Consider the following 20618-nt stretch of genomic DNA (forward strand, 5'->3'; position numbering starts at 1 on the left):
CACGTTTCCTTGACTCGCGCGGGCGACGCCCCTAGCGTCGCGCCGTTGCTGCGAACGGCTCCTAACAGAGTTCGCGCAACCAGCCAGCCACGGCGACCCGTCGCCCAGCCAGCCAGTCCCCTCGTGCAACGCGTACGCCCGGTCCGTCCGGGTGGAGCGGTGGCGGCTTTGCCGTGCGCCGCGTCTGGATTGGACTGTCGCCGATGGCTTCAGCACGCTTGTCCTCACGCACCGCAGTGGCCCCGGCTCCGCCACGACGGGCCGTGGCGGCGATTGCGGTCGGCTGCGGGCTCTCCGTGCTCGCCTGCGGCGTTGCGGCCGGGCCCGCGTTCGCCCAGTCGGTGGCAATCGAGGATGAGATCGCCCCGGCCACGGTCGATCCCGTCCCGGAGGAGCCGGTGCCGCCGGGTGAGGTGGGCATCGACGACGACGACGTGCTCGAGGACATCACGGTCACGGCGACGCGCACCGCCGAGCCGGTCGACCACGCGCTGTCCGGCACGAGCGTGCTCGACCGCTCGACCATCCAGACGCAGACGCAGCCGAACCGCCCCTCGGACTTTCTCGATCTGATCCCCGGCGTCACCACCTCCGAGCAGGGCGGCGACCCGGCGACGGCCATCAATATTCGCGGCCTGCAGGACTTCGGCCGCGTCAACGTCATGGTCGACGGTGCGCGGCAGAACTTCCAGACGAGCGGCCACAACGCCAACGGCGCCTTCTACATCGACCCGGAGATGATCCGCTCCGTCGACGTGACGCGCGGCGCCACCGCCACCGTCTACGGCTCCGGCGCCATCGGCGGCGTCGTCGACTTCCGCACCCTGACGGCCGACGACGTGCTGTCTGCGGACCAGGTCGTCGGCGGCTTCGTCAAGGCGAAGTACTCGACGAACGGCGCCGAGCCGCTCGGCCACGCCGAGTTCGCCGGCCGCATCGGCCAGGCCTTCGACGTGGTGACGGCCGGTACCTGGAGCCGGTCCACCGACTACCGGGACGGCCACTACAACCGCATCGAAAACTCCTGGGACGACCTCCTGAGCGGCCTCGCCAAGGCGCGCTACCGGCCGACCGAGGACCAGCAGATCACCGCCTCGGCGCTGCTCTACCGGGCGAACTTCGACAAGGGCACGACCACCGTCCGCTCCACCGACGCGACGACCGAAACCTATTCGCTCGGCCACACCTGGGCGCCGCTCGACAACCCCCTCGTCGACCTTCGATCCAACCTCTACTACACGACGACCCGGACCGATCAGACCGAGGTCGCCGGCAACAATGTCGGCTCGAAGCGGTCGTTCGACGTCGCCACCACCGGCTTCGACGTCAACAATACGAGCCGCTTCGCCACCGGCCAGATCGGCCACGCGCTCACCTATGGCGTCGACGGCTTCTTCGATCGGGTCGACAACACCGACGACCAGAACAACTCCAACAAGTACACGCCGAACGGCCGCCGCTCGGTCTATGGCGGCTTCGTCCAGGACCAGGCGACCTGGGAGTGGCTCGAGGTGATCAGCGCCGTCCGCCTCGACGGCTACGAACTCACCGGCGGCAACGTCGACAATTCCGGTGGCCGCGCCTCGCCCAAGCTGACGGTCGGCGTGACGCCGGTGCCGTGGATCACGGTGTTCGGCACCTATGCCGAGGCCTACCGTGCGCCCGCCATCACCGAGACGCTGATCAACGGCATCCATCCGGGCGTCGAGTTCGAGTTCCGGCCGAACCCGAACCTCAAGCCCGAGGTGGCGCACGAGTTCGAGGGCGGCGTCAACCTGCGCTTCGACGACGTGCTGCGCGATGGCGACCGGGTGAGGGTGAAGGCGGTCGCCTACTACAACCAGGTCGACGACTACATCGACCTGAAGTCCGTGCAGATCGACCCGCCGCCGCCGCCGCCGACACCGGGCTACTACTACCAGTACCAGAACGTCGCGAAGGCGGTGCTGTGGGGCGGCGAGCTGGAGGCGGTCTACGATGTCGGCTTCGCCTTCGCCGGGCTGTCGGGCCAGATCGTCCGCGGCGTCGACCAGAATACCGGCGAGGAACTGGCCTCGGTGCCGCCGGACCGGCTGATTGCGACGCTGGGTGGCCGCGCCTTCGACGCCCGCCTCGTCGCCGGGACGCGCGTCTCGATGGTGGCGGGCAAGAACGGCTCGCCGTCCGGCTGGCCGGAATCGCCCGGCTACACCACCGTCGACCTGTTTGCGAGCTACCAGGTGACCGAGCGCATCTCGGCAAACCTGAACTTGGACAACATCTTCAACCGCCAATACACGCAGTACCTCGATCTCAGTGCGAGCCCGGGGTTCAACGCGCGTCTGGCCGTCGGAATCAAGCTCTGACGAGGGTCGTCGGGCGTGCGTAAGGAGACGTGCAAGTGTTCATCGCCATGAACCGCTTCAAGGTGACCAAGGGCGCCGAGGCGGAATTCGAGACCGTCTGGCTGTCGCGCGAGATCCACATCAACCGCGAGCCGGGCTTCCTGGGCTTCCACATGCTGCGCGGGCCGGGCAAGGACGACCACACACTTTACTCGTCGCATACGCTATGGTCGTCGCGGCAGGCGTTCGAGGACTGGACACGCTCGGAGGCCTTCGCCAAAGCTCACCGCAACATCGGAGCGAGCGGTGGGCTCTATCTCGGGCATCCCGAGTTCGAGGGCTTCGAGACCATTCAGGAAGTGCTGCCGGCGGGCGAGACCGTTCCCGCCTGATCGGCGTTTGGAACAGGCGGGCCGGTGAGGACGATGCAGGTCAGGACGAAAGAGGACGACATGCGGACGCCGATCCGCAGGGTGGTCGCGAGCTGTCGCGGCGCCCTGTGGGCGGTGGGGCTGTTCAGCCTCGTCGTCAACCTTCTGATGCTGACCGGCCCGATGTTCATGCTGCAGGTCTACGACCGGGTGATGTCCAGCCGGTCGACGCCGACGCTGGTGGCACTGTTCGTGCTCGTCGTCGTGCTGTTCGCCTTCATGGGCGTGCTGGAGGCGGTGCGGCACCGTGTGCTGGTGCGCGTCGGCCACCGCTTCGACGAGGAGGTCGGCCGCGCCGCCTTCGACGCGCAGGTGGGTGCTGCCCTCAAGCTCGGGCCGACCGGCGAGGCGATCCGGCCGCTGCGCGACCTCGACCAGCTTCGCCAGGCGAGCGCCGGGACCGGCATCATCGCCTTCTTCGACCTGCCGTGGCTGCCCGTCTACATGGGCGTGCTGTTCCTTTTCCACTGGATGCTCGGCGTGCTCGGGATCGCCGGCGCGCTGGTGCTGATCGGCCTGACGATCGCCACCGAGGCGGCCTCGCGCAACGGCTCGAAGACGGTCTCCGAGCTCGGCCAGAAGCGGGCGGCGCTCGCCGAGGCCGGGCGGCGCAATGTCGAGGTGCTGACCGGCATGGGCATGCTCGGCCGCTTCGCCGGGCTGTGGGGCCGCACCAACGACGCCTATCTCGCCGCTTCCGGCGCGCTCACCGACACCGTCAACCGCTACTCCGTGATCTCGCGGGTGTTCCGGCTGACGCTGCAGTCCGGCGCGCTCGCCGTCGGCGGCTGGCTCGCCATCCACGAGCAGATCTCCGCCGGCGCGATCGTCGCCGGCTCCATCATCATGTCGCGCGGGCTGCAGCCGATCGAGCAGATCGTCGGCAACTGGCGCAACCTCGTGCAGGCCAAGGAGGCCTACCAGCGCCTCAACGGGGCGCTGAAGGCAATCGCCACGCCCGACCGCATGTCGCTGCCGGCGCCGGTTTCGGCGCTGACCGCCGAGGGCGTCGCCGTGGTGCCGCCGGGGGCGACGCGGCCGGTGCTGAAGGGCATCGGCCTCAGGCTCGATGCCGGCAAGGCGCTCGGCGTCATCGGCCCGATGGGCTGCGGCAAGACCTCGCTCGCGCGTGCCCTCGTCGGCGTCTGGCCGGTCGCCGCCGGCAAGGTCGCCCTCGACGGTGCCCCGATCGACCAGTGGGCGCCCGACGAGCTCGGCCGCCACATCGGCTACCTGCCGCAGGACGTCGAGCTGTTCGACGGCACCGTGGAGGAGAACATCGGCCGCTTCGATCCCGACCGCACGCCGGAGCTGGTGGTGGCGGCGGCGCAGGCGGCGGGGGTCCACGAGCTCATCCTGACGCTGCCCGACGGCTACAACACCCGCCTCGGCGAGTCCGGCCAGGTGCTCTCCGGCGGCCAGCGCCAGCAGGTCGGCCTTGCCCGCGCCCTCTATGGCGAGCCGTTCCTGGTGGTGCTCGACGAGCCGAACTCCAACCTCGACGGCGCCGGCGACAGCGCGCTCGGCCGGGCGGTCGACGTGGTGAAGGCGCGCGGCGGCGTCGCCGTCATCATCACCCACCGCATGAGCACCATCCAGTCGGTGGACGACCTCCTCGTCCTGTCGAAGGGCGGCGTCGTCGCCTATGGTCCGAAGGCGACCGTGCTGGCCGAGCTCCGGCGCCGGCCGGTCGACGCGGCGGCTGAACCGGTGTCGGCGGGCGAGGAGCGCAAGCAGATCGGAGGCGCCCATGGCTGAGGTTCCGGCCACGACCGGCCCGACCCCACTGGCGCCCGCGCGCGCCGCGCCGCCGGCGACCGCGGCCTTGCCGCCCCGCAAGCCGGCGAAGTCCGAGATCCGCCGCGCCGTCACCGTCGGCATGGTGGCGCTGGTGCTGCTCGTCGGCGGCGGCGGCGCCTGGGCGGCGATGGCGAAGCTCGCCTCGGCTGTGATCGCGCCGGGCACGCTGATCGCCGAGAGCGACAACAAGAAGGTGCAGCACAAGACCGGCGGCATCGTGAAGACGATCGCGGTGGCGAATGGCGACCACGTCGAGGCCGGCCAGGTGATCGTCACCCTCGACGACACCACGACGCGGGCGAACCTCGCGATCGTGCGGGCGCGCCTCGTCGAGTTCGAGGCGCAGCTCGCCCGGCTCGAGGCCGAGCGGGCGGGTGCCGACACCGTCAGCTACCCGCCGGTGCTGACGGAGCGGGCCGACGACCCGGCCGTCGCCAAGGTGCTCGACGGCGAGCGCATCCTGTTTCAGGCCCGCCGCGCCGCGCTGCAGGGCCAGACGAGCCAGCTCGACGAGCGCATTCTGCAGCTTCGCGAGCAGATCGCCGGGCTGGAGGCACAGAAGGTCGCCAAGGAGCAGGAGATCGAGCTGATCGAGGGCGAGCTGATCGGCTTGGAAGACCTGCTCGCCAAGGGCCATGTGCCGGTGACGCGGGTGATCGCCTTGAAGCGCGACAAGGCGCGGCTCGAAGGCGAGCTCGGCGCCCTCGTCTCGCAGATCGCCACGACGCGCGGCCGCATCACCGAGACCGAGCTGCAGGTCATCCAGGTGACCTCGGACTTCATGGAGAAGGTGACGCAGGCGATCCGCACCGCCCAGGCGGAGATCGCGCCGCTGATGGAGCAGGAGGTCGCCGCCGTCGACGAGCTCGCCCGCACGGAAATCCGCGCGCCGCGCTCCGGCCGCGTCCACGAGGCGACGGTGCACACGCTCGGCGGCGTCGTCGGCCCCGGCGAGACGCTGATGACGATCGTGCCGGACGAGGACGAGCTGCTGATCGAGGTGCGCGTCGGTGCCACCGACATCGACAAGCTCGGCGTCGGCCAGGCGGCGACGCTGATGGTGGCGGCGCTCGACCAGCGCACCACGCCGATCCTGCACGGCCACGTCGTCTGGGTGTCGCCGGATCTCAGCAAGGACCCCCAGACCGGCGCGAGCTACTACACGGCCCGCCTCGCCCTCGACAAGGGCGAGCTCGCCCGCCTCGGCGACAAGCAGCTGCTCGCCGGCATGCCGGTGGAGGCCTTCATCGCGACCGGTGAGAAGACCGTGCTCGACTACCTCGTCGAGCCGTTGATGAAGAACGCCCGCCACGCGCTGCGGGAAGGCTGAGGCCGTCCGGGGGCGGCTGGTCCGCGCCGCCGCCGACTCGACAGGCGAATTTGTTCTTGTTGCGTTCCGGGCCTCGCGTCAGCCGGAGGCTCGCCCGTGAAGCTCTACTGGTCCCCCAACACCCGCTCGACCCGCGCCCTCTGGCTGATGGAGGAGGCGGGGCTGCCCTATGAGCGGGTGAAGCTCGACCTTGCCGCCGGCGAGCACAAGCGGCCGGCGTTCCTGGCGGTGAACCCGATGGGCAAGGTGCCGGCGCTCGAAAACGGCGCGGCGAAGGTGGCCGAATCCGCCGCGCTCTGCGCCTACGTCGCCGACCTCGCGCCGGCGAGCGGCCTCGCCCCGCCGATCGGCGACCCCGACCGCGGCCGCTTCCTGCACTGGCTGTTCTTCTCCGCCGGCTGCATCGAGCCCGCCTACATGCAGAAGGCGATGGGCTGGACGATCGACCGGCCGTCGCTCGCCGGCTGGGGCGGCTACGAGGCGGTGATGGACGTGCTCGACGCGGCCGTGGCGCCCGGCCCGTGGCTGCTCGGCGACCGCTTCACCGCCGCCGACGTGATGGTCGGCACCGACCTGCACTTCGGCGTCCGCCTGTTCAAGTTCGTCGAGAGCCGGCCGAACTTCGAAGCCTACATCGACCGCTGCGAGGCCCGCCCCGCCTTCCAGCGCGCCGCGGCGATCAACGCCGCGGGGGTGTGAGAGGCCGCGCGGAAAATCGGCGGGGGGTGTCGGCTAGGCCCCGCCTCGTCCGTCCTCGGGGGGAAAGCCACCACCGAGGAGCGAGACAATGCCCGGCACCGTCACTCTGCACCGCGTTCTGCCGACGAGCCCGGAGAAGGTCTACCGCGCCTTTCTCGAGGCGGATGCGCTGGCGAAGTGGCTGCCGCCGAACGGCTTCACCTGCACGGTGCACCATCTGGATCCGACGGTCGGCGGCACGCACCGGATGAGCTTCCGCAACTTCACCACCGGCAACAGCCATTCGTTCGGCGGCACCTACCTCGAACTCGTTCCCGGCGAGCGCCTGCGCTACACCGACGCCTTCGACGACCCGGGTCTTCCCGGCGAGATGCGGGTGACCGTGACGCTGAAGGCCGTCTCGGTGGGCACCGAGCTCGTGGTCGTCCAGGAGGGCATCCCCGACGCCATCCCGCCGGAAGCCTGCATCCTCGGCTGGCAGGAGTCGCTGAAGAACCTCGCGCGCCTCGTCGGCCCTGACATTCGCGACTAGGCCGGCAAATCCGCCCGCTCCTCTGCCGTCCGCTCCTGCGCCACCCCCTCAAAGCCGAAAGGTGCCGCCATGACCCTTCCGAAGAGCCCGGCCGTGCCGAAGAACATCGTCTGCCTGTGGTTCGACACCGACGCCGAGGAAGCCGCCCGCTTCTACACCGCGACCTTCCCCGACAGTGCCATGGGCGAGGTCTTCCACGCGCCCGCCGACTATCCCTCCGGCAAGGCGGGCGACGTGCTCACCGTCACCTTCACGGTGGCCGGCATCCCCTGCCTCGGCCTCAACGGCGGGCCGATGTTCAGGCACTCCGAGGCCTTCTCCTTCCAGATCGCCACCGACGACCAGGCGGAGACCGACCGCCTGTGGAACGCCATCGTCGACAATGGCGGGCAGGCGAGCGCCTGCGGCTGGTGCAGGGACAAGTGGGGCCTCTCCTGGCAGATCACCCCGCGCACGCTGACCGACGCGCTCGCCAAGGGCGGGGAGGAGGCGCAGCGCGCCTTCGCGGCGATGATGGAGATGGGCAAGATCGACGTGGCGACGATCGACGCGGCGCGACGGGGATAGGGGCGGGGGCGAGGCGAGGGGTGGCGGCACCGCCGGGGCGGAGGCGCGCCCGTGTCGCGCGGCCCACGGGCCCGCACTGGCCCCCGGGCCGCCTGCGGACATCATCCCTGCAGGCGCAGGGGCTCGCTGAAAGTGGTGTTGCGGTCGAGGGTGCTCTTCTTGCGGCTGGCGAGCAGCGCGCGCAGCACCCGTGGCACGCGGGGATCGTCGATCGCCTGCTCGAGCTCCTCGTCGAGATCGTCCTCGCGCTCGATCTCGAGCCAGCTGCGCGCCTCGCCGTCGTTCATGGGTTTCGCCATTGTCCCGCCCTCCTGCCGATGCCCGGACGGTGCGCGAAGGTTATGCGGTTTGGTGACGGTGTGGATCTCATCCTGGGATTCCGGCGCGGAATATGGCCCGGAGTCTGGCAAATGCGTTAAGATTCGAACAAATCGATCGTGGTTTCGATTTGTGGGTTCAGCGAAATCGCTATTGGCGTGTACAGGTCGATATCCGTCCGTCTGGACTTCAGTGTCACGACGAGCGCATAGCGTGTTTGCCGATTGACGATCTCTCGCCTTGCCCGTTCTCTCCACCAACCGCCAACTGGCCGGATACAAAGCGTGTCCCGTCCAAGCAGATCGACAGCAGGTCCGCTCCAAGTATCGCAATGAAGGGAGCCCGACGAGATGCTATCAGGGCCGAGCAGCCAACGATTGTCGTCTGGACTGGATGGTCGATGCCCTGGGTCCGTTCGCTCGGAAGCATTTACTCGCTGGCGGAACGCAGCAAGTGACTCGCTCCGACGCCGAAGATCGAAGCGCAGACCGAACGACTGGTAGCGCTGAGTATCGACATTTGCTGAGAGACCGGGGCTTGGGTCGACAAAATAGGACAATGTGATCTTCAGGTTGACAATTTCATTGCCGAGCGTCTCTAGTGCGTCGTGGGGTAGCGGAAGCCTATAGTAGTGGCACTCATTGAATTTTCTCGCACCTTGCAGCCGGAAGGGTTGTATCGGGGCTTGTGCGATCAATGCTAGATGGTCGCGAGCCGATGCAGATGCTCTATCGAAATCCGGAACACCATATCCGTAACGTCTGACCAATGCGTATCGGTCGCGAAGGTACGGTCGTGCCTCAAATTCGGCTCTCATTGATTCTGTATATTCAGCACTATGCACCATTAGCGCGCGGACAAGCTCTGGCCAATATTCTGGATTTTCTGAAGAGATACGGGCAGCCATCCTAGCTGCTTGAGCTGCTGCCGCACTCGTTCCGTCGAAAGCCACCAACGGTAGGCGGTCTACGTTCTGGCCTGTGCTCAGCATGCAAAGAGAGTCAAGTGTAAGCAGGTCCCGTCTAGCCGGGCAAATGGCACGATTGCCAGCCTCCATGACGAGTTCGGGCTTGAATGGAGATCTGCCGTAGCCCCATCCTACGCTAGTTCGGCTATGGGGACTGAGGTCGCCTGCCTCCGACTGCGGCGTCCAGTCTTCGTATCCTTCATCCGTAATACTCACCGCGTCGGTGTAGCCGCCGACAGTAAGAGCATTCCATGCCTGCGCGGGATCCTCGATAGGCGCAGCATCATTCCCAGCCCAATCGACGACCCGCATGGCTGGCTCGGTGTTGCCCGTCGAGATGACAAAGAGGCGGCGGGGCGCATCTTGCTCGTCACCCGGCATCGTTCCTGCGGAAATTTGATCGATCGCCGCACTCCATGTCGTCGGTCGAGCGCCCGAAACCTCACCGTTTGTGATCGCCATACAAAAAATCCGCTGACGATCGCTGCGGTTTATCTCAGGTAGTGCGACGGCGGCCTGTGTAATGGCGCCGTAGGCACTGGGTGAATTGGGATCGGCGCCGCGAGGTGGCAGTATCTTCACCGACTCTAAACGGTGAGTAAGGGCCCGCGATGAACCATCAGACAGCGGCGCTACAAGATCACCGTGCAATGCAATCCCAGCCATTGCAGTTCCGTGACCAGTATGATCGTCAGTGCCCCATATACTGTCATAGGTATATAGGTCTACCTCGGCCAATGCGGGTTCTAAGAGTGTGTGTGCGCGGTTCACCCCGGTATCGAGCAGGCAAACTGCGGGCACGTCCGCTCCCGGCCATGCTATGCGCTCAGCAAGGTCGTCGCTCCAGTCGTGCTGAGTGTCTCTTGCATCCTCAATAAAAAATACAGGATTGTCTGATGCTCGTCGTAGCTCGCTGATGACGCCCGTCGCAAACATAAGCAGCTCAATCGCCGCTCGGGTCGCAAGCACTGGCACAACGGCGGCTTCAGGAAAATAGAGGCGACGATCTCTACCTGCCGTTCGCAATCCTAGGGCTTCGCATCGGACATCTAGCTCAGCTTCTGTGTCCCTGTCAGTCCAAACTGACCACCACATCTGATGCAGCGGATCGGTCGGTAGGGCGTGGAGCTCATCCGTCCAAAGAACTTCCAACCGCGCTCGGCGGAAGGCTTCGATAGGACCAACTGTTGCCTCACGAGGTGGGCGGCCCGCATCTGACAATGTCCCAGCCCGGTAGTCGTCGAGAATTTCTAGAAGAGCCACCCGCGCGTGATCAGGCACGAAAAGCGCTACGGTTCGTCCTGCGGCGCTTTCTTTCACAGCCCTTGGCCGAATTCCCTTTCGTTTGCGTTCTAGGTTGTGTGGGTCGCTCCCTCGCCGCAACTCGACTTCGACATAGCTACCGGAAGGTGGAGGTAGGCGAGCATCAAGAATCCTAGCCTCGTCTGCAGCCACGAAAGCGGCCGCCAATTCCCTCATCAGTCGGGCGCCGTGCTGCTGCCGGATACGTACTTCACCAGAGCCGCCTCCGCCTTGTCCGGCGTATTCACTCGAAGTCCGGAGCGCCGAGATATCTATATGCGGAAGTGCGAACCGTGAGGTCATGCGTCAGGGGTGCTTTTCCATGAAGGTCACCCTCATATCATGCCTGTCAATCAATCGTTTGACTATGTCATCCGTAGATATGGATTTACGCTCGTTGAGAATTGCAGATTTCACCGCATCATCGGTTGCTCCGACGATCTCCGACTGGCTAAGCAGTCGTGCTGCATCGCACACTTTTTCCCACGCAATGCGCGGTCCTTTCATCGGTCGCAGATGATTTACGATTAGCGACCGGATCTGCTCGCGCGTTGGTGGCAGGAACTCAAGGACCTGGTCATATCGACGAATTAATGCTCGATCCAATAGTTCAGGATGGTTGGTTGCGCAAACGATCAAGCTGTCAGTAGGGCTCGCTTCCTCCATGAACTGTAGAAATGAATTAAGTACACGTCGCATCTCTGCGACATCGTTTGGTGTAGTTCTGTGGCCGCCAACGGCATCAAATTCGTCAAATAAATACACCCCGCGACGCCTTGCGGTCTCGTCGAACACAAGTCGAAGTTTTACCGCGGTCTCCCCCATAAAGCGGGTAATCAGCCCGTCAAGCCGGATCACAAAGAGCGGGAGATGGAGCTCTCCTGCCAAAGCCTCAGCCGACATAGTTTTACCTGTTCCGGGCGCCCCAACGAAAAGGAGCCGTCGACTGGGCACACGCCCATGTTCACGCAACCACTGACGTTTGCGCTGCTGTAAGACCACATCCGAAATGCGCCCGACGAGTTTGTCGGCAAGTACCAGATCCTTCATCCGGAAGCGTGGCTCTCGCAACTCGATGAGGCCTTCGAGGCTGCCGCGAGGTTGCCCAATCGCGATGGGAACAGAAGGGCCGCGGGGCTTGCGTCCCCTTGCTCGCTCGATCTCCGCACGCATTTCTTCGGCAGTCGATTTGTGCCCTTGGCGGGCTTCCGCGGCGGCTACCTGCAAGGCGATGGAGAAAAATGCGTCGTCATCGCCTTCAGCGCGGCTGCGCAGCAGTGCCAGAATTTGCTTTGCGTTGGTCACGGTAGCCTCTCTCCGGCGACGATATCCTATCAAACGCTGGGACCGGGATTATGTTGGCGAGGTGTCCACACATTCCATTTGGCGCTGTGGACGGAGTTTCCGATTCAGCACCGTATGGGAGCAATTTCATTAAGATAGCGTGATATTCGAACAAAACAAGAACATTTGCGATGCTACCCCCTTATAGGAGCGTTCGAAACACCCTAAAACCCACCCCTCCCACCACCCCGTCCCCCCGTGCTAGACCCTCCCCGTCCAATGCGGTGCGGAGGTCGGCGATGCCGGCGCGGGTGGTGATCGTCGGGGCGGGGCAGGGGGGGCTGCAGGCGGCGGCCTCGCTGCGCCAGGACGGCTTCGAGGGCGAGATCGCGCTGATCGGCGACGAGCCGGGCGTGCCCTACCAGCGGCCGCCGCTGTCGAAGGCCTACATGCTCGGCGCGTCCACCGCCGCCGACCTGGCGCTGAAGGCCGACAGCTTCTTCGCCGACCAGCGCATCGACCTCCTCGCCGGCGAGACGGTGGCCGCGATCGACCGCGCTGCCCGCACGGTGACGCTCGGCCCCGGCGCAAGCCCTTCCTCCGGCACGCGCCTTCCCTACGACCACCTCGTGCTCGCCACCGGCGCCCGCAACCGGCCGCTGCCGGTGCCGGGCGCCGACCTCGACGGCGTCGTGTCGCTCCGCACACTGGCGGACGCCACCGCACTGAAGGCGCGCCTCGCGGAGGTCGAACGGGTGGTGGTGATCGGCGCCGGCTTCATCGGGCTGGAGTTCGCGTCCGTGGCCGCCAAGCTCGGCCGCCGCGTCACGGTGGTCGAGGCCGTCGACCGGCCGATGGCGCGCGTCGTCTCGCCGCCGATCTCTGCCCACTTCACCGCCGCCCACGCGCGCGCCGGCACCGCCTTACGCTTCCGCGCCGGCGTCGCCCGCATCCTTGGCGACGACGGCCGCGTGGCGGGGGTGGAGCTCGCGGACGGCGAGCGCATCCCGGCCGAGCTCGTCGTCGTCGGCATCGGCGTCAACGCCAATGCCGAGCTCGCCGCCGCCGCCGGGCTGCCGGTTGCGAACGGCGTCGAGGTCGACGCGTTTCTCTCGACCAGCGACCCCGCCATTTCCGCCGTCGGCGACTGCGCGCTGCACCCGAGCCGCTGGTGCGACGGGCCGGTGCGCATCGAATCCGTGCAGAACGCCATCGACCAGGGCAAATGCGTCGCCGCCCGCCTCGTCGGCCGGCCGGCGCCCTACACGGCGGTGCCGTGGTTCTGGAGCGACCAGGGGCCCGACAAGCTGCAGACCGCGGGCCTTGCCATCGGCGCCGACCGGGCGGTGGTGCGGGGCGACCCGGAGAGCGGCCGCTTCTCGGCCTTCGTCTATCGCGGCGACAAGCTGGTGGCGGTGGAAAGCGTCAACCGGCCGGCGGACCACATGATCGCCCGGCGCCTGCTCGCCGGAGGCCTGTCGCCGAGCCCCGACGAGGCGGCCGACGAGAGCTTCGACCTCAAGGCGCTGGCCGGCACGCCCGGCCGGGGTGCCGCCGCCGCTTGACGCCGCGCCGCATCGTTGCGCCGATGCGCGCCCGTCCGCCTTCCTCGAGCCCGAGTGACCCGACCATGACCGCCGTTCCCGGCTCCAACCGGCCGCCCTCGCACCTCTTCTACCAGACCGGCGCCCGCCGCCCGCGCATCGACCGGGCCGACGGCATTCACATGTGGGACGAGGACGGCCGCCGGCAGATCGACGGCTCGTCGGGGGCGATGGTCGTCAACATCGGCCATTCCAACGAGAATGTGCTCGCCGCCATGCGGGCGCAGCTTGCCCGCGTCACCTTCGCCTACCGCCTGCACTTCGAGAACGAGCCGGCCGAGACGCTCGCCGCCCGGCTCTGCGAGAAGATGCCGGCCGGGCTCGACCGCGTCTTCTTCGTCTCCGGCGGCTCGGAGGCGACCGAATCCTGCCTGAAGCTCGCCCGTCAGTACGCCGTCGCGACCGGCCAGGCCGGGCGCTACAAGGTGATCGGCCGGTTTCCGAGCTATCACGGCTCGACGCTGGGCGCGCTGTCGGTCACCGGCTACACGCCGCTGACGGCGCCGTTCTCGGCGATGATGCGCGAGATGCCGAAGATCCCGGCCCCCACCGCCTATCTCGACCGCGACGGGCTGACGATGGAAGAGCGCGGCCTGCGCTATGCCGACATGCTCGACGAGGCGATTCGGCGGGAGGGGGCGGAGACGGTTCTCGCCTTCATCATGGAGCCGGTCGGCGGCGCCTCCACCGGCGCGCTCGTGGCGCCCGACAGCTACTATCCGCGCATCCGCGAGATCTGCGACCGCCACGGCGTCCTCCTTATCCACGACGAGGTGATGAGCGGGGCGGGGCGGACGGGGCGCTTCCTCGGCGGCGACCACTGGGGCTGCCGGCCGGACCTCGTCGCCATGTCGAAGGGCTTCGCCTCCGGCTATGCGCCGCTCGGCGCCATGATCGCGCCGGCGTGGATGGTCGAGCCGGTGGTGGAAAGCGGCGGCTTCCAGCACGGCCACACCTATGCCGGCAACCCGCTCGCCTGCGCGACGGGGCTCGCCGTGATGGAGGAGATCGACCGCCTCGGCCTCGTCGACAACGCCGCGCGGATGGGCGCGCGGATGACGACGCGGCTCGAAGAGCTGATGGCTCGCTTCCCGTTCATCGGCGACGTCCGCGGCAAGGGGCTGCTGCTCGCCGCCGAACTCGTCGCCGACGCCGAGACGATGGAACCGCTGCCGCCGGGGCTGAACGCCCACCAGCGCCTCGTCGACCTCGCCTACGACCGCGGCCTCATCGTCTATTCGCGGCGCACCCGCGGCGGCCGCGCCGGCGACCACGTCCTCGTCTGTCCGCCGCTGATCGTGACGGAGGCCGACGTCGACGAGATCGCCGGCATCCTCGGCGACGCGCTGGCGGCACTCGCGGCGGAACTCGACCTGCCGGTGGCGGCGTGAGCGCCGGGCCGGCGGCGGCGCCGCTCGCCGCTGTCGCGGGCTGGTTTTCACATGAAACCGTCGCGCCCGACGTGACGCGGCTGACCGAGCCGTTCCTGCATCCGTTCGTGCGGGCGAACCTCTGGCTGTTCTCGGGGCCGGAGGCGGACCTCCTCGTCGACACCGGCAACGGCGTCGCGGCGCTTTCCCCCGTCGTCGACGCGCTGCGCCGGCCGGAGCGGCCGCTGGTCGTTTTCGCCAGCCATGCCCACGTCGACCACGTCGGCGGCCTGCACGAGTTCGCCACCCGCATCGGCCACGCGGCGGAGGAGGGCGGCTTCGCCCGCGTCGACGACGCCGACACGCTGGCCCCCTATCTCCGCCAGAGCGCCTACGAGCCCGGCGCGCCGGCGGCCGCGCCGGCCCCGGCGACCGTCTTCATGCGCCCGGCGCCACTGACGCGGGTGGTCCACGAAGGCGACACCGTCGACCTCGGCGGCGGCTCGGTGTGGACGGTGCTGCACCTGCCCGGCCACTCGCCGGGCTCGGCGGCGCTGTTCGACGAGCGCACTGGCACGCTGTTCGCCGGCGACGCCGTCTACGAAGGCGGCCTCGTCGACGACCTCCCGCACTCCGACGTCGGCGTTTACATCGAGACGATGCGCCGCCTCGCCGACCTCGACCCGCTGCTCGCCTATGCCGGCCACGGCCGCGTCCTCGGCCGCGGCGACGTCGCCCGCATCGCCCGCGGCTACGTGGCGGCAAAGGGCGGCTGAGGCGCCGCCGGGGCCGGTGGCGATGGGGCTCCTGAAGCCAGATCGGCGGCGTTAACCATCTGCTTACCTTGAACGGGTGAATGTGGCGGTGCGCGAAAAGGGATTCGCATCGTCATGGTCGACCTGTCGATCTTCGCAGAGGGCACCGGAGCCGTGCCGCGCGTGGCGTGGGCCTCGCGGCTCGTTGCTTCCGTGCGCGACTCGCGGCTGGCGCTGCCGGTCGCGGCGGGCGTGCTCGTCGCCGCACTCGCCTTTCCGTTCGCCGCCCGCATCGTCGATGCGCCGAGCGCCGACGTGCGCGTGCTCGTCATCGCCGACACCGGGGCGAGCGACGTCGCCGCCGCCGCCCGCCTCGTCGCGGCGCCGGACTTCCTGCGCTCCGTCATCCACCAGTTGCCGGACGCAACGGCGGAGCGGCTGCGCACCGACCTGCGCGCCGCCACCGTCGGCGGGCGTCTCGCCGCCCTCGTGCCGTCGCTGCCGAGCGCCAGCGCGGCGGTGCCGGAGAGCGGCCGCGTCGCGGCGCTGGCCGACGCCCTGACGGTGCGCGCCGCCCCCGGCAAGTCGGTGCTGTCGCTGCGCGTCTCCGCCGCCGATGCCGATCTCGCCGCTGAGGTCGCCGAGGCCGTCGCCGCCCGTTATGTCGCGCTCGACGCCGAAGTCGGTGGCGGCGCGGCGCGGCTGTTCGTGCGCGGCACGCCGAAGCGCTCGACCGGGCTGTTCGCCGCCATCCTCTCGGCGCTCGCCGCCGGCACGGCCGCCGGGATCGGCCTGTTCGCCGCCGACCTGCGCCGCCGCCGCGCCGCACCGGCCGCGACATCGCTGCCGCCGGTGGCCGGAACCGTGCCGATCGACGTGCGTGTCACCGGGCGGGGTGACGCCGCCGCGGCGCGCCAGATCGCGGCGGCCCTGTCGCTGCCGTCCTCCGGGCCGCACTGCCTGCTCGTCGCCGGCGAGCCGGCCGCCGCCCGCACCGTCGCCGCCCTCGTCGCCGAGGCCGGCGAGGCAGCGGAACAGACGATCCTGATCGACCTGACGGTCGCGACAGCCGCCGCCGCCGGCTTCGGCGCGCTGCTCGCCGGCGAGGCCTCGTTCGGAGAGGCGATCGTCCGCCGTCCGGGCTCCTACGCGCACCACCTCGAAGACGCGCCAATCGGCCCGGTCATCGAGGCGGACGGCAGCCGCGAGCGCTTCCACACGGTGCTCGAGGCGCTGCAGCAGACCTATGAGCGCGTCGTCGTGGTGCTCGATCCCGTGGCGCGGCCCGACCTTCTCGCCGCCGCCGCACCGCACGCCGCCGCCGCCGTGTTCGCCTTCGAGCGCGGCGACTGCCCGCCCGCCTCGGTCAGCGCGCACGCCGCGATCAGCGCCGCCATCCGCGGCCCGCTCGTCGCCGCCGCCCTTGCGCCGGCGCCGGAGCATCCGAGCCTGCAACTCGCGGCGTGAGCCGTCGGCTGTCCGGGCGTTTTCGCGCGCGGACCGGCTCCACGGATGCAATGCCGCTGGCTATCCCCCCTCGCCCGGCCGTGGCCGCTCCATCCACCAGACGATGAGGGCGGCCGGCAGCACCCAGCCGAGGCCGACAATCGTGAAGAAGACGAGCTGGACGGCGCGGCCCTTGTCGGCCATCGCCACCGAACCGACCGCCATCGCGATCAGCGCATAGACGCTGACGAGGGTGACGAGCAGCACGGTGCCGATCAGCTTGCGGCGGCGGGAACGGGTCATCGTCATCTCTCCGGCGGTCGCGACGCGTCGTCGCGCGACCGTGGGCGGGGCGGGCGGGGGCGAAGCGGCGCCCTAGAATGCGCTGAATGCCCCGTGCGGGCCGTCAGCGTCCCGTGGCCTCTCGCCACATGGGCCGGTCGGCCGCGCGCGTCAACCGGAAGCCGCCGCACCCATGATGCCGCAGCCCGCCCGCCTGTTCACCTCGGCCGACGCCGCCCCGCGCGCGGTGCGGCTGTGGCTCCTCGTCGTCGCGCTGATGGTGATCGCCATGATCCTCGTCGGCGGGGCGACGCGGATGACCGACTCCGGCCTCTCCATCACCGAGTGGAAGCCGATCCACGGCGCCATTCCGCCGCTGTCTGTGGCCGAATGGCAGGAGGAGTTCGACAAGTACCGGCAGATCCCGGAGTACCAGCTCGTCAACAAGGGCATGAGTCTCGACGAGTTCAAGGTGATCTTCTGGTGGGAGTGGGGGCATCGCCAGCTCGGGCGGCTGATCGGCGTCGCCTTCGCGCTGCCGCTGATCGGCTTCTGGGTGGCGGGGATGCTGCCCGGCCGCATGAAGCCGCTGCTGCTCGGCCTGCTCGCACTCGGCGGCCTGCAGGGCGCGATCGGGTGGTGGATGGTCGCCTCCGGCCTCGTCGACCGGGTCGACGTCAGCCAGTACCGCCTCGCCGTCCACCTGACGATGGCGTTCCTGATCCTCGCCGGGCTCGTCTGGGCCCTCGAGCTCGCACGTGGCCGCACCCGCGAGCCCGCTACGGCGGCGGTGCGCTGGATGGCGGGGCTGATCCTCGCGGTTGTGTTCGCGCAGATCTTCCTTGGCGGCCTGGTCGCGGGCCTCAGGGCCGGCTGGGCCTACAACACCTGGCCGCTCCTCGACGGCGCCCTGGTCCCGCAGGGCCTGCTGATCCAGAGCCCGTGGTGGATCAACCTCTTCGAGAACCCGAAGACGGTGCAGTTCGACCACCGCCTGATCGCCTACGTCCTGCTCGCGCTCGTCATCTTCCACGCCGTGCAGACCGCACGCGTGCTGCCCTCGAAGGCGCTGCCCGAGAGCCGGGCGGCTCGGCGGGCGACCATGCTGGTGGCGCTGGTGGTGGGGCAGGCGGTGATCGGCATCGCCGCTCTCGTCACCGTCGTGCCGCTGTCCCTCGGCCTCGCCCACCAGCTCGGCGCCGCCGCCGTCCTGTGGGCGGCGACCGTACATCGCCTGCGGCTCGGCTGAGACCGTCCGGCTGGCCTCGGCCCGCCTTCGCCCGCATCGGTCGACGCGGGCGAAGACCTGTCCGGCTCAGCCGGCGGCAAGGCCCTGGTCGAGATCGGCGAGGATGTCGCCGATGTCCTCGAGGCCGACCGACAGCCGCACCACCTCCGGCCCGGCGCCGGCCGCCGTCTTCTGGGCGTCGGAGAGCTGGCGGTGGGTGGTGGAGGCGGGGTGGATGATCAGCGAGCGGGTGTCGCCGATGTTGGCGAGGTGGGAGAACAGCTTCACCCCCGACACCATCGCCACGCCGGCGTCGTAGCCGCCCTTCAGGCCGAACGTCATCACCGCGCCGGAACCCTTCGGGCAATAGCGCTTGGCGAGGCCGTGGTAGCGGTCGCCGGCCAAGCCGGCATAGCTCACCCAGCTGACCTTGTCGTGGTGCGACAGGTGCTCGGCCACCTTGAGCGCGTTCTCGCAGTGGCGCTGCATGCGCAGTGGCAGCGTCTCGATGCCGGTGGCGAGCAGGAAGGCGTTGAACGGCGACAGCGCCGGCCCGAGATCGCGCAGGCCGAGCACGCGGACCGCGATGGCGAAGGCGAAGTTGCCGAAGGTCTCGTGCAGCACCATGCCGCCGTACTCGGGCCGCGGCTCCGACAGCATCGGATAGCGGCCGTCGCGCGACCAGTCGAACGAGCCGCCGTCGACGATCAGGCCGCCGATCGAGTTGCCGTGGCCGCCGAGGAACTTCGTCGCCGAGTGGAGCACGATGTCGGCGCCGTGCTCGAACGGGCGGCAGAGGTAGGGAGTGGCCAGCGTGTTGTCGACGATCAGCGGCACGCGGGCGCGCTTCGCCACCTCGGCGATCGCCGCGATGTCCATGACGACGCCGCCCGGGTTGGCGATCGATTCGATGAAGATCGCCTTGGTGCGCGGCGAGATCGCCGCCTCGAAGGACCCGGGCTCATCGGGATCGGCCCAGACGACGTTCCAGCCGAAGTTCTTGAAGGAATGGGTGAACTGGTTGATCGAGCCGCCATAGAGCTTGCGCGAGGCGACGAACTCGTCGCCCGGCTTCATCAGGGCGTGCAGAGCGAGCACCTGGGCGGCATGGCCGGAGGCCACCGCCAGCGCGGCGGTGCCGCCTTCGAGGGCCGCGATGCGCTCTTCCAGCACGGCGCAGGTCGGGTTGCCGATGCGGGTGTAGATGTTGCCGAACGCCTGCAGCCCGAACAGCGAGGCGGCGTGGTCGACATCGTCGAAGACGAACGAGGTCGTCTGGTAGATCGGCGTGGCGCGCGCGCCCGTCGTCGGATCGGGCTGCGCGCCCGCGTGGATCGACAGGGTGGCGAACCCCGGCTTGCGGTCGTCTGACATCATCGGTCTCCCGTCGCTGCGGCCGGCTTCGCGCCGGGCTCGGGAGATTTGTGGCCGAGGGCGGGGCGGACGTCAAAGGGCGGGGAGGGAGGTGGGGGGAGGGCAGAGCGGCGGCCGAACGTCCCTCCCCTGCCAGGGGGAGGGACAGACCGCGCAGCGGTCAGGGTGGGGCCCGTAAATCGCGGGCTCGATCTCAATTGGCGCCGCACTCCGGATTGACAGGCCCCACCCTGGCGACCTGCGGTCGCCTGTCCCTCCCCCTGGCAGGGGAGGGACGCGTCGCGTGCGCGGATTGCGACGCGACCTCTCGCAGGCTGAGACTTCAGCGACTAGGCTGCCCGGACGACAGGAGCCCCCCATGACCGCCCGCGACGACATCATCTCCGCGCTCGGCCTCACCCGCAGCGGCACCTGCGGCTACACCCGCGAGATCTTCCGCTCACCCGTCGAGATCGCCGCCGAGGCGCTGCCGGCGGGGCTCGGCGGGCCGCGGCCGGCGGGCACCGCGCTGACCTTCCTCGTCGCCCCCGACGCGCCCGTCGTGCTGCACCGGCTGCGGGTCGACCAGATGTACCAGCACCACGCCGGCGACGACCTCGAACTGCTGCTGCTCTATCCGGACGGTCACTATCCCGATGGCCGCGGGCTTCCCCCGGGCTCCGGCGAGGTGGTGCTGCTCGGCAGCGGCGTCACCACCGGGGCGCGGCCCTCCTGCCTCATCCCCGGCGGCACCTTCCACGCCGCCCGCACCCGCGGCGTCCACGGCTACGCGCTGCTCGGCACCACGGCCTGGCCCGGCGCCATCCCCGGCGATGCCGAGATGGGCGACGCCGCGACGCTCGCCAAAGCGTATCCGGCGATGGCGGGGGAGATCGTCCGGCTGGCGGGGTAGGGGCGTGTTGCGCATCCGCTGATGACGCCCGGCAGTAGCGAGGCCTACCGCTCCGCCACCCCCTCGCCCTTCCCGCGCACCGTGCTAGACTCCCGTGCTTCGCCGGTCCGCGG

18 protein-coding genes are annotated in these 20618 nt (G+C 69.0%); 13 read left to right on the plus strand and 5 right to left on the minus strand.

The features are described from left to right. Positions 1–263: 263 nt before the first annotated feature. From RUR49_RS24090 to RUR49_RS24120, 7 genes are all read left to right on the plus strand, one after another. On the plus strand, positions 264–2345 hold the full coding sequence (locus RUR49_RS24090; protein WP_409149005.1) for a TonB-dependent hemoglobin/transferrin/lactoferrin family receptor: 2082 nt from the start codon (positions 264–266) through the stop codon (positions 2343–2345). Positions 2346–2380: 35 nt separating this feature from the next. Beyond that, on the plus strand, positions 2381–2716 hold the full coding sequence (locus tag RUR49_RS24095; RefSeq protein WP_409149006.1) for an antibiotic biosynthesis monooxygenase family protein: 336 nt from the start codon (positions 2381–2383) through the stop codon (positions 2714–2716). Positions 2717–2776: 60 nt separating this feature from the next. After that, positions 2777–4513 (plus strand): type I secretion system permease/ATPase, encoded by a 1737-nt coding sequence (locus RUR49_RS24100; RefSeq protein ID WP_409149007.1) that lies wholly within the window; start codon positions 2777–2779, stop codon positions 4511–4513. Beyond that, on the plus strand, positions 4506–5885 hold the full coding sequence (locus RUR49_RS24105) for an HlyD family type I secretion periplasmic adaptor subunit (RefSeq protein WP_409149008.1): 1380 nt from the start codon (positions 4506–4508) through the stop codon (positions 5883–5885). Before RUR49_RS24100 ends, RUR49_RS24105 begins: the two co-directional genes overlap by 8 nt. A 96-nt stretch (positions 5886–5981) precedes the next feature. Next, the gene (locus RUR49_RS24110; RefSeq protein ID WP_409149009.1) at positions 5982–6584 is read left to right on the plus strand and encodes a glutathione S-transferase family protein; all 603 of its coding nucleotides are present in this window, start codon (positions 5982–5984) and stop codon (positions 6582–6584) included. An 88-nt stretch (positions 6585–6672) separates the two neighbouring features. Continuing rightward, complete coding sequence (locus RUR49_RS24115; protein WP_409149010.1) at positions 6673–7116, plus strand: SRPBCC family protein; 444 nt, start codon at positions 6673–6675, stop codon at positions 7114–7116. A 69-nt stretch (positions 7117–7185) separates the two neighbouring features. Next, positions 7186–7683: a VOC family protein gene (locus RUR49_RS24120; RefSeq protein WP_409149011.1), complete on the plus strand. Its 498-nt coding sequence runs from the start codon at positions 7186–7188 to the stop codon at positions 7681–7683. 101 nt (positions 7684–7784) lie between these two features. Here the strand turns inward: RUR49_RS24120 and RUR49_RS24125 are convergent, their stop codons facing one another. From RUR49_RS24125 to RUR49_RS24135, 3 genes are all read right to left on the minus strand, one after another. Then, positions 7785–7982 (minus strand): hypothetical protein, encoded by a 198-nt coding sequence (locus tag RUR49_RS24125; protein ID WP_409149012.1) that lies wholly within the window; start codon positions 7980–7982, stop codon positions 7785–7787. A 116-nt stretch (positions 7983–8098) separates the two neighbouring features. Then, on the minus strand, positions 8099–9904 hold the full coding sequence (locus RUR49_RS24130) for a S8 family peptidase (protein WP_409149013.1): 1806 nt from the start codon (positions 9902–9904) through the stop codon (positions 8099–8101). A 672-nt stretch (positions 9905–10576) separates the two neighbouring features. Then, the gene (locus RUR49_RS24135; RefSeq protein ID WP_409149014.1) at positions 10577–11575 is read right to left on the minus strand and encodes an AAA family ATPase; all 999 of its coding nucleotides are present in this window, start codon (positions 11573–11575) and stop codon (positions 10577–10579) included. Positions 11576–11853: 278 nt separating this feature from the next. Between RUR49_RS24135 and RUR49_RS24140 the strand changes: the two genes are divergently transcribed. From RUR49_RS24140 to RUR49_RS24155, 4 genes are all read left to right on the plus strand, one after another. Next, entirely contained in the window at positions 11854–13119 is a 1266-nt protein-coding gene (locus RUR49_RS24140; protein WP_409149015.1) for an NAD(P)/FAD-dependent oxidoreductase, read from the plus strand. 65 nt (positions 13120–13184) lie between these two features. Then, positions 13185–14549, plus strand: coding sequence for an aspartate aminotransferase family protein (locus RUR49_RS24145; RefSeq protein WP_409149016.1), 1365 nt, complete (start codon positions 13185–13187; stop codon positions 14547–14549). Then, positions 14546–15304 (plus strand): MBL fold metallo-hydrolase, encoded by a 759-nt coding sequence (locus tag RUR49_RS24150; protein WP_409149017.1) that lies wholly within the window; start codon positions 14546–14548, stop codon positions 15302–15304. Before RUR49_RS24145 ends, RUR49_RS24150 begins: the two co-directional genes overlap by 4 nt. A 114-nt stretch (positions 15305–15418) precedes the next feature. Then, complete coding sequence (locus RUR49_RS24155; protein ID WP_409149018.1) at positions 15419–16750, plus strand: hypothetical protein; 1332 nt, start codon at positions 15419–15421, stop codon at positions 16748–16750. A gap of 60 nt (positions 16751–16810) precedes the next feature. Here RUR49_RS24155 and RUR49_RS24160 read toward each other — a convergent pair whose 3' ends face one another. Further along, positions 16811–17032, minus strand: coding sequence for a DUF2842 domain-containing protein (locus RUR49_RS24160; protein ID WP_409149019.1), 222 nt, complete (start codon positions 17030–17032; stop codon positions 16811–16813). Between the two features lie 172 nt (positions 17033–17204). Between RUR49_RS24160 and RUR49_RS24165 the strand changes: the two genes are divergently transcribed. Further along, the gene (locus RUR49_RS24165; RefSeq protein ID WP_409149020.1) at positions 17205–18260 is read left to right on the plus strand and encodes a COX15/CtaA family protein; all 1056 of its coding nucleotides are present in this window, start codon (positions 17205–17207) and stop codon (positions 18258–18260) included. 66 nt (positions 18261–18326) lie between these two features. Here RUR49_RS24165 and RUR49_RS24170 read toward each other — a convergent pair whose 3' ends face one another. Then, positions 18327–19613, minus strand: coding sequence for an O-acetylhomoserine aminocarboxypropyltransferase (locus RUR49_RS24170; protein WP_409149021.1), 1287 nt, complete (start codon positions 19611–19613; stop codon positions 18327–18329). A gap of 358 nt (positions 19614–19971) precedes the next feature. Here RUR49_RS24170 and RUR49_RS24175 point away from each other — a divergent pair, with 358 nt between their 5' ends. Then, on the plus strand, positions 19972–20505 hold the full coding sequence (locus RUR49_RS24175) for a cupin domain-containing protein (RefSeq protein ID WP_409149022.1): 534 nt from the start codon (positions 19972–19974) through the stop codon (positions 20503–20505). Positions 20506–20618 lie beyond the last annotated feature (113 nt).

It is taken from the genome of Pseudoxanthobacter sp. M-2 (assembly GCF_046156265.1).
Lineage (GTDB): Bacteria > Pseudomonadota > Alphaproteobacteria > Rhizobiales > Segnochrobactraceae > CAMDHY01.

Excerpts from the sequence above, each read along its gene's own strand:
- RUR49_RS24100 (WP_409149007.1), top strand. The coding sequence starts at position 2,777 with ATGCGGACGCCGATCCGCAGGGTGGTCGCGAGCTGTCGCGGCGCCCTG.
- RUR49_RS24105 (WP_409149008.1), top strand. The coding sequence starts at position 4,506 with ATGGCTGAGGTTCCGGCCACGACCGGCCCGACCCCACTGGCGCCCGCG.
- RUR49_RS24115 (WP_409149010.1), top strand. The coding sequence starts at position 6,673 with ATGCCCGGCACCGTCACTCTGCACCGCGTTCTGCCGACGAGCCCGGAG.
- RUR49_RS24120 (WP_409149011.1), top strand. The coding sequence starts at position 7,186 with ATGACCCTTCCGAAGAGCCCGGCCGTGCCGAAGAACATCGTCTGCCTG.
- RUR49_RS24125 (WP_409149012.1), bottom strand. The coding sequence starts at position 7,982 with ATGGCGAAACCCATGAACGACGGCGAGGCGCGCAGCTGGCTCGAGATC.
- RUR49_RS24130 (WP_409149013.1), bottom strand. The coding sequence starts at position 9,904 with ATGTTTGCGACGGGCGTCATCAGCGAGCTACGACGAGCATCAGACAAT.
- RUR49_RS24140 (WP_409149015.1), top strand. The coding sequence starts at position 11,854 with ATGCCGGCGCGGGTGGTGATCGTCGGGGCGGGGCAGGGGGGGCTGCAG.
- RUR49_RS24145 (WP_409149016.1), top strand. The coding sequence starts at position 13,185 with ATGACCGCCGTTCCCGGCTCCAACCGGCCGCCCTCGCACCTCTTCTAC.
- RUR49_RS24155 (WP_409149018.1), top strand. The coding sequence starts at position 15,419 with ATGGTCGACCTGTCGATCTTCGCAGAGGGCACCGGAGCCGTGCCGCGC.
- RUR49_RS24160 (WP_409149019.1), bottom strand. The coding sequence starts at position 17,032 with ATGACCCGTTCCCGCCGCCGCAAGCTGATCGGCACCGTGCTGCTCGTC.
- RUR49_RS24165 (WP_409149020.1), top strand. The coding sequence starts at position 17,205 with ATGATGCCGCAGCCCGCCCGCCTGTTCACCTCGGCCGACGCCGCCCCG.
- RUR49_RS24170 (WP_409149021.1), bottom strand. The coding sequence starts at position 19,613 with ATGTCAGACGACCGCAAGCCGGGGTTCGCCACCCTGTCGATCCACGCG.
- RUR49_RS24175 (WP_409149022.1), top strand. The coding sequence starts at position 19,972 with ATGACCGCCCGCGACGACATCATCTCCGCGCTCGGCCTCACCCGCAGC.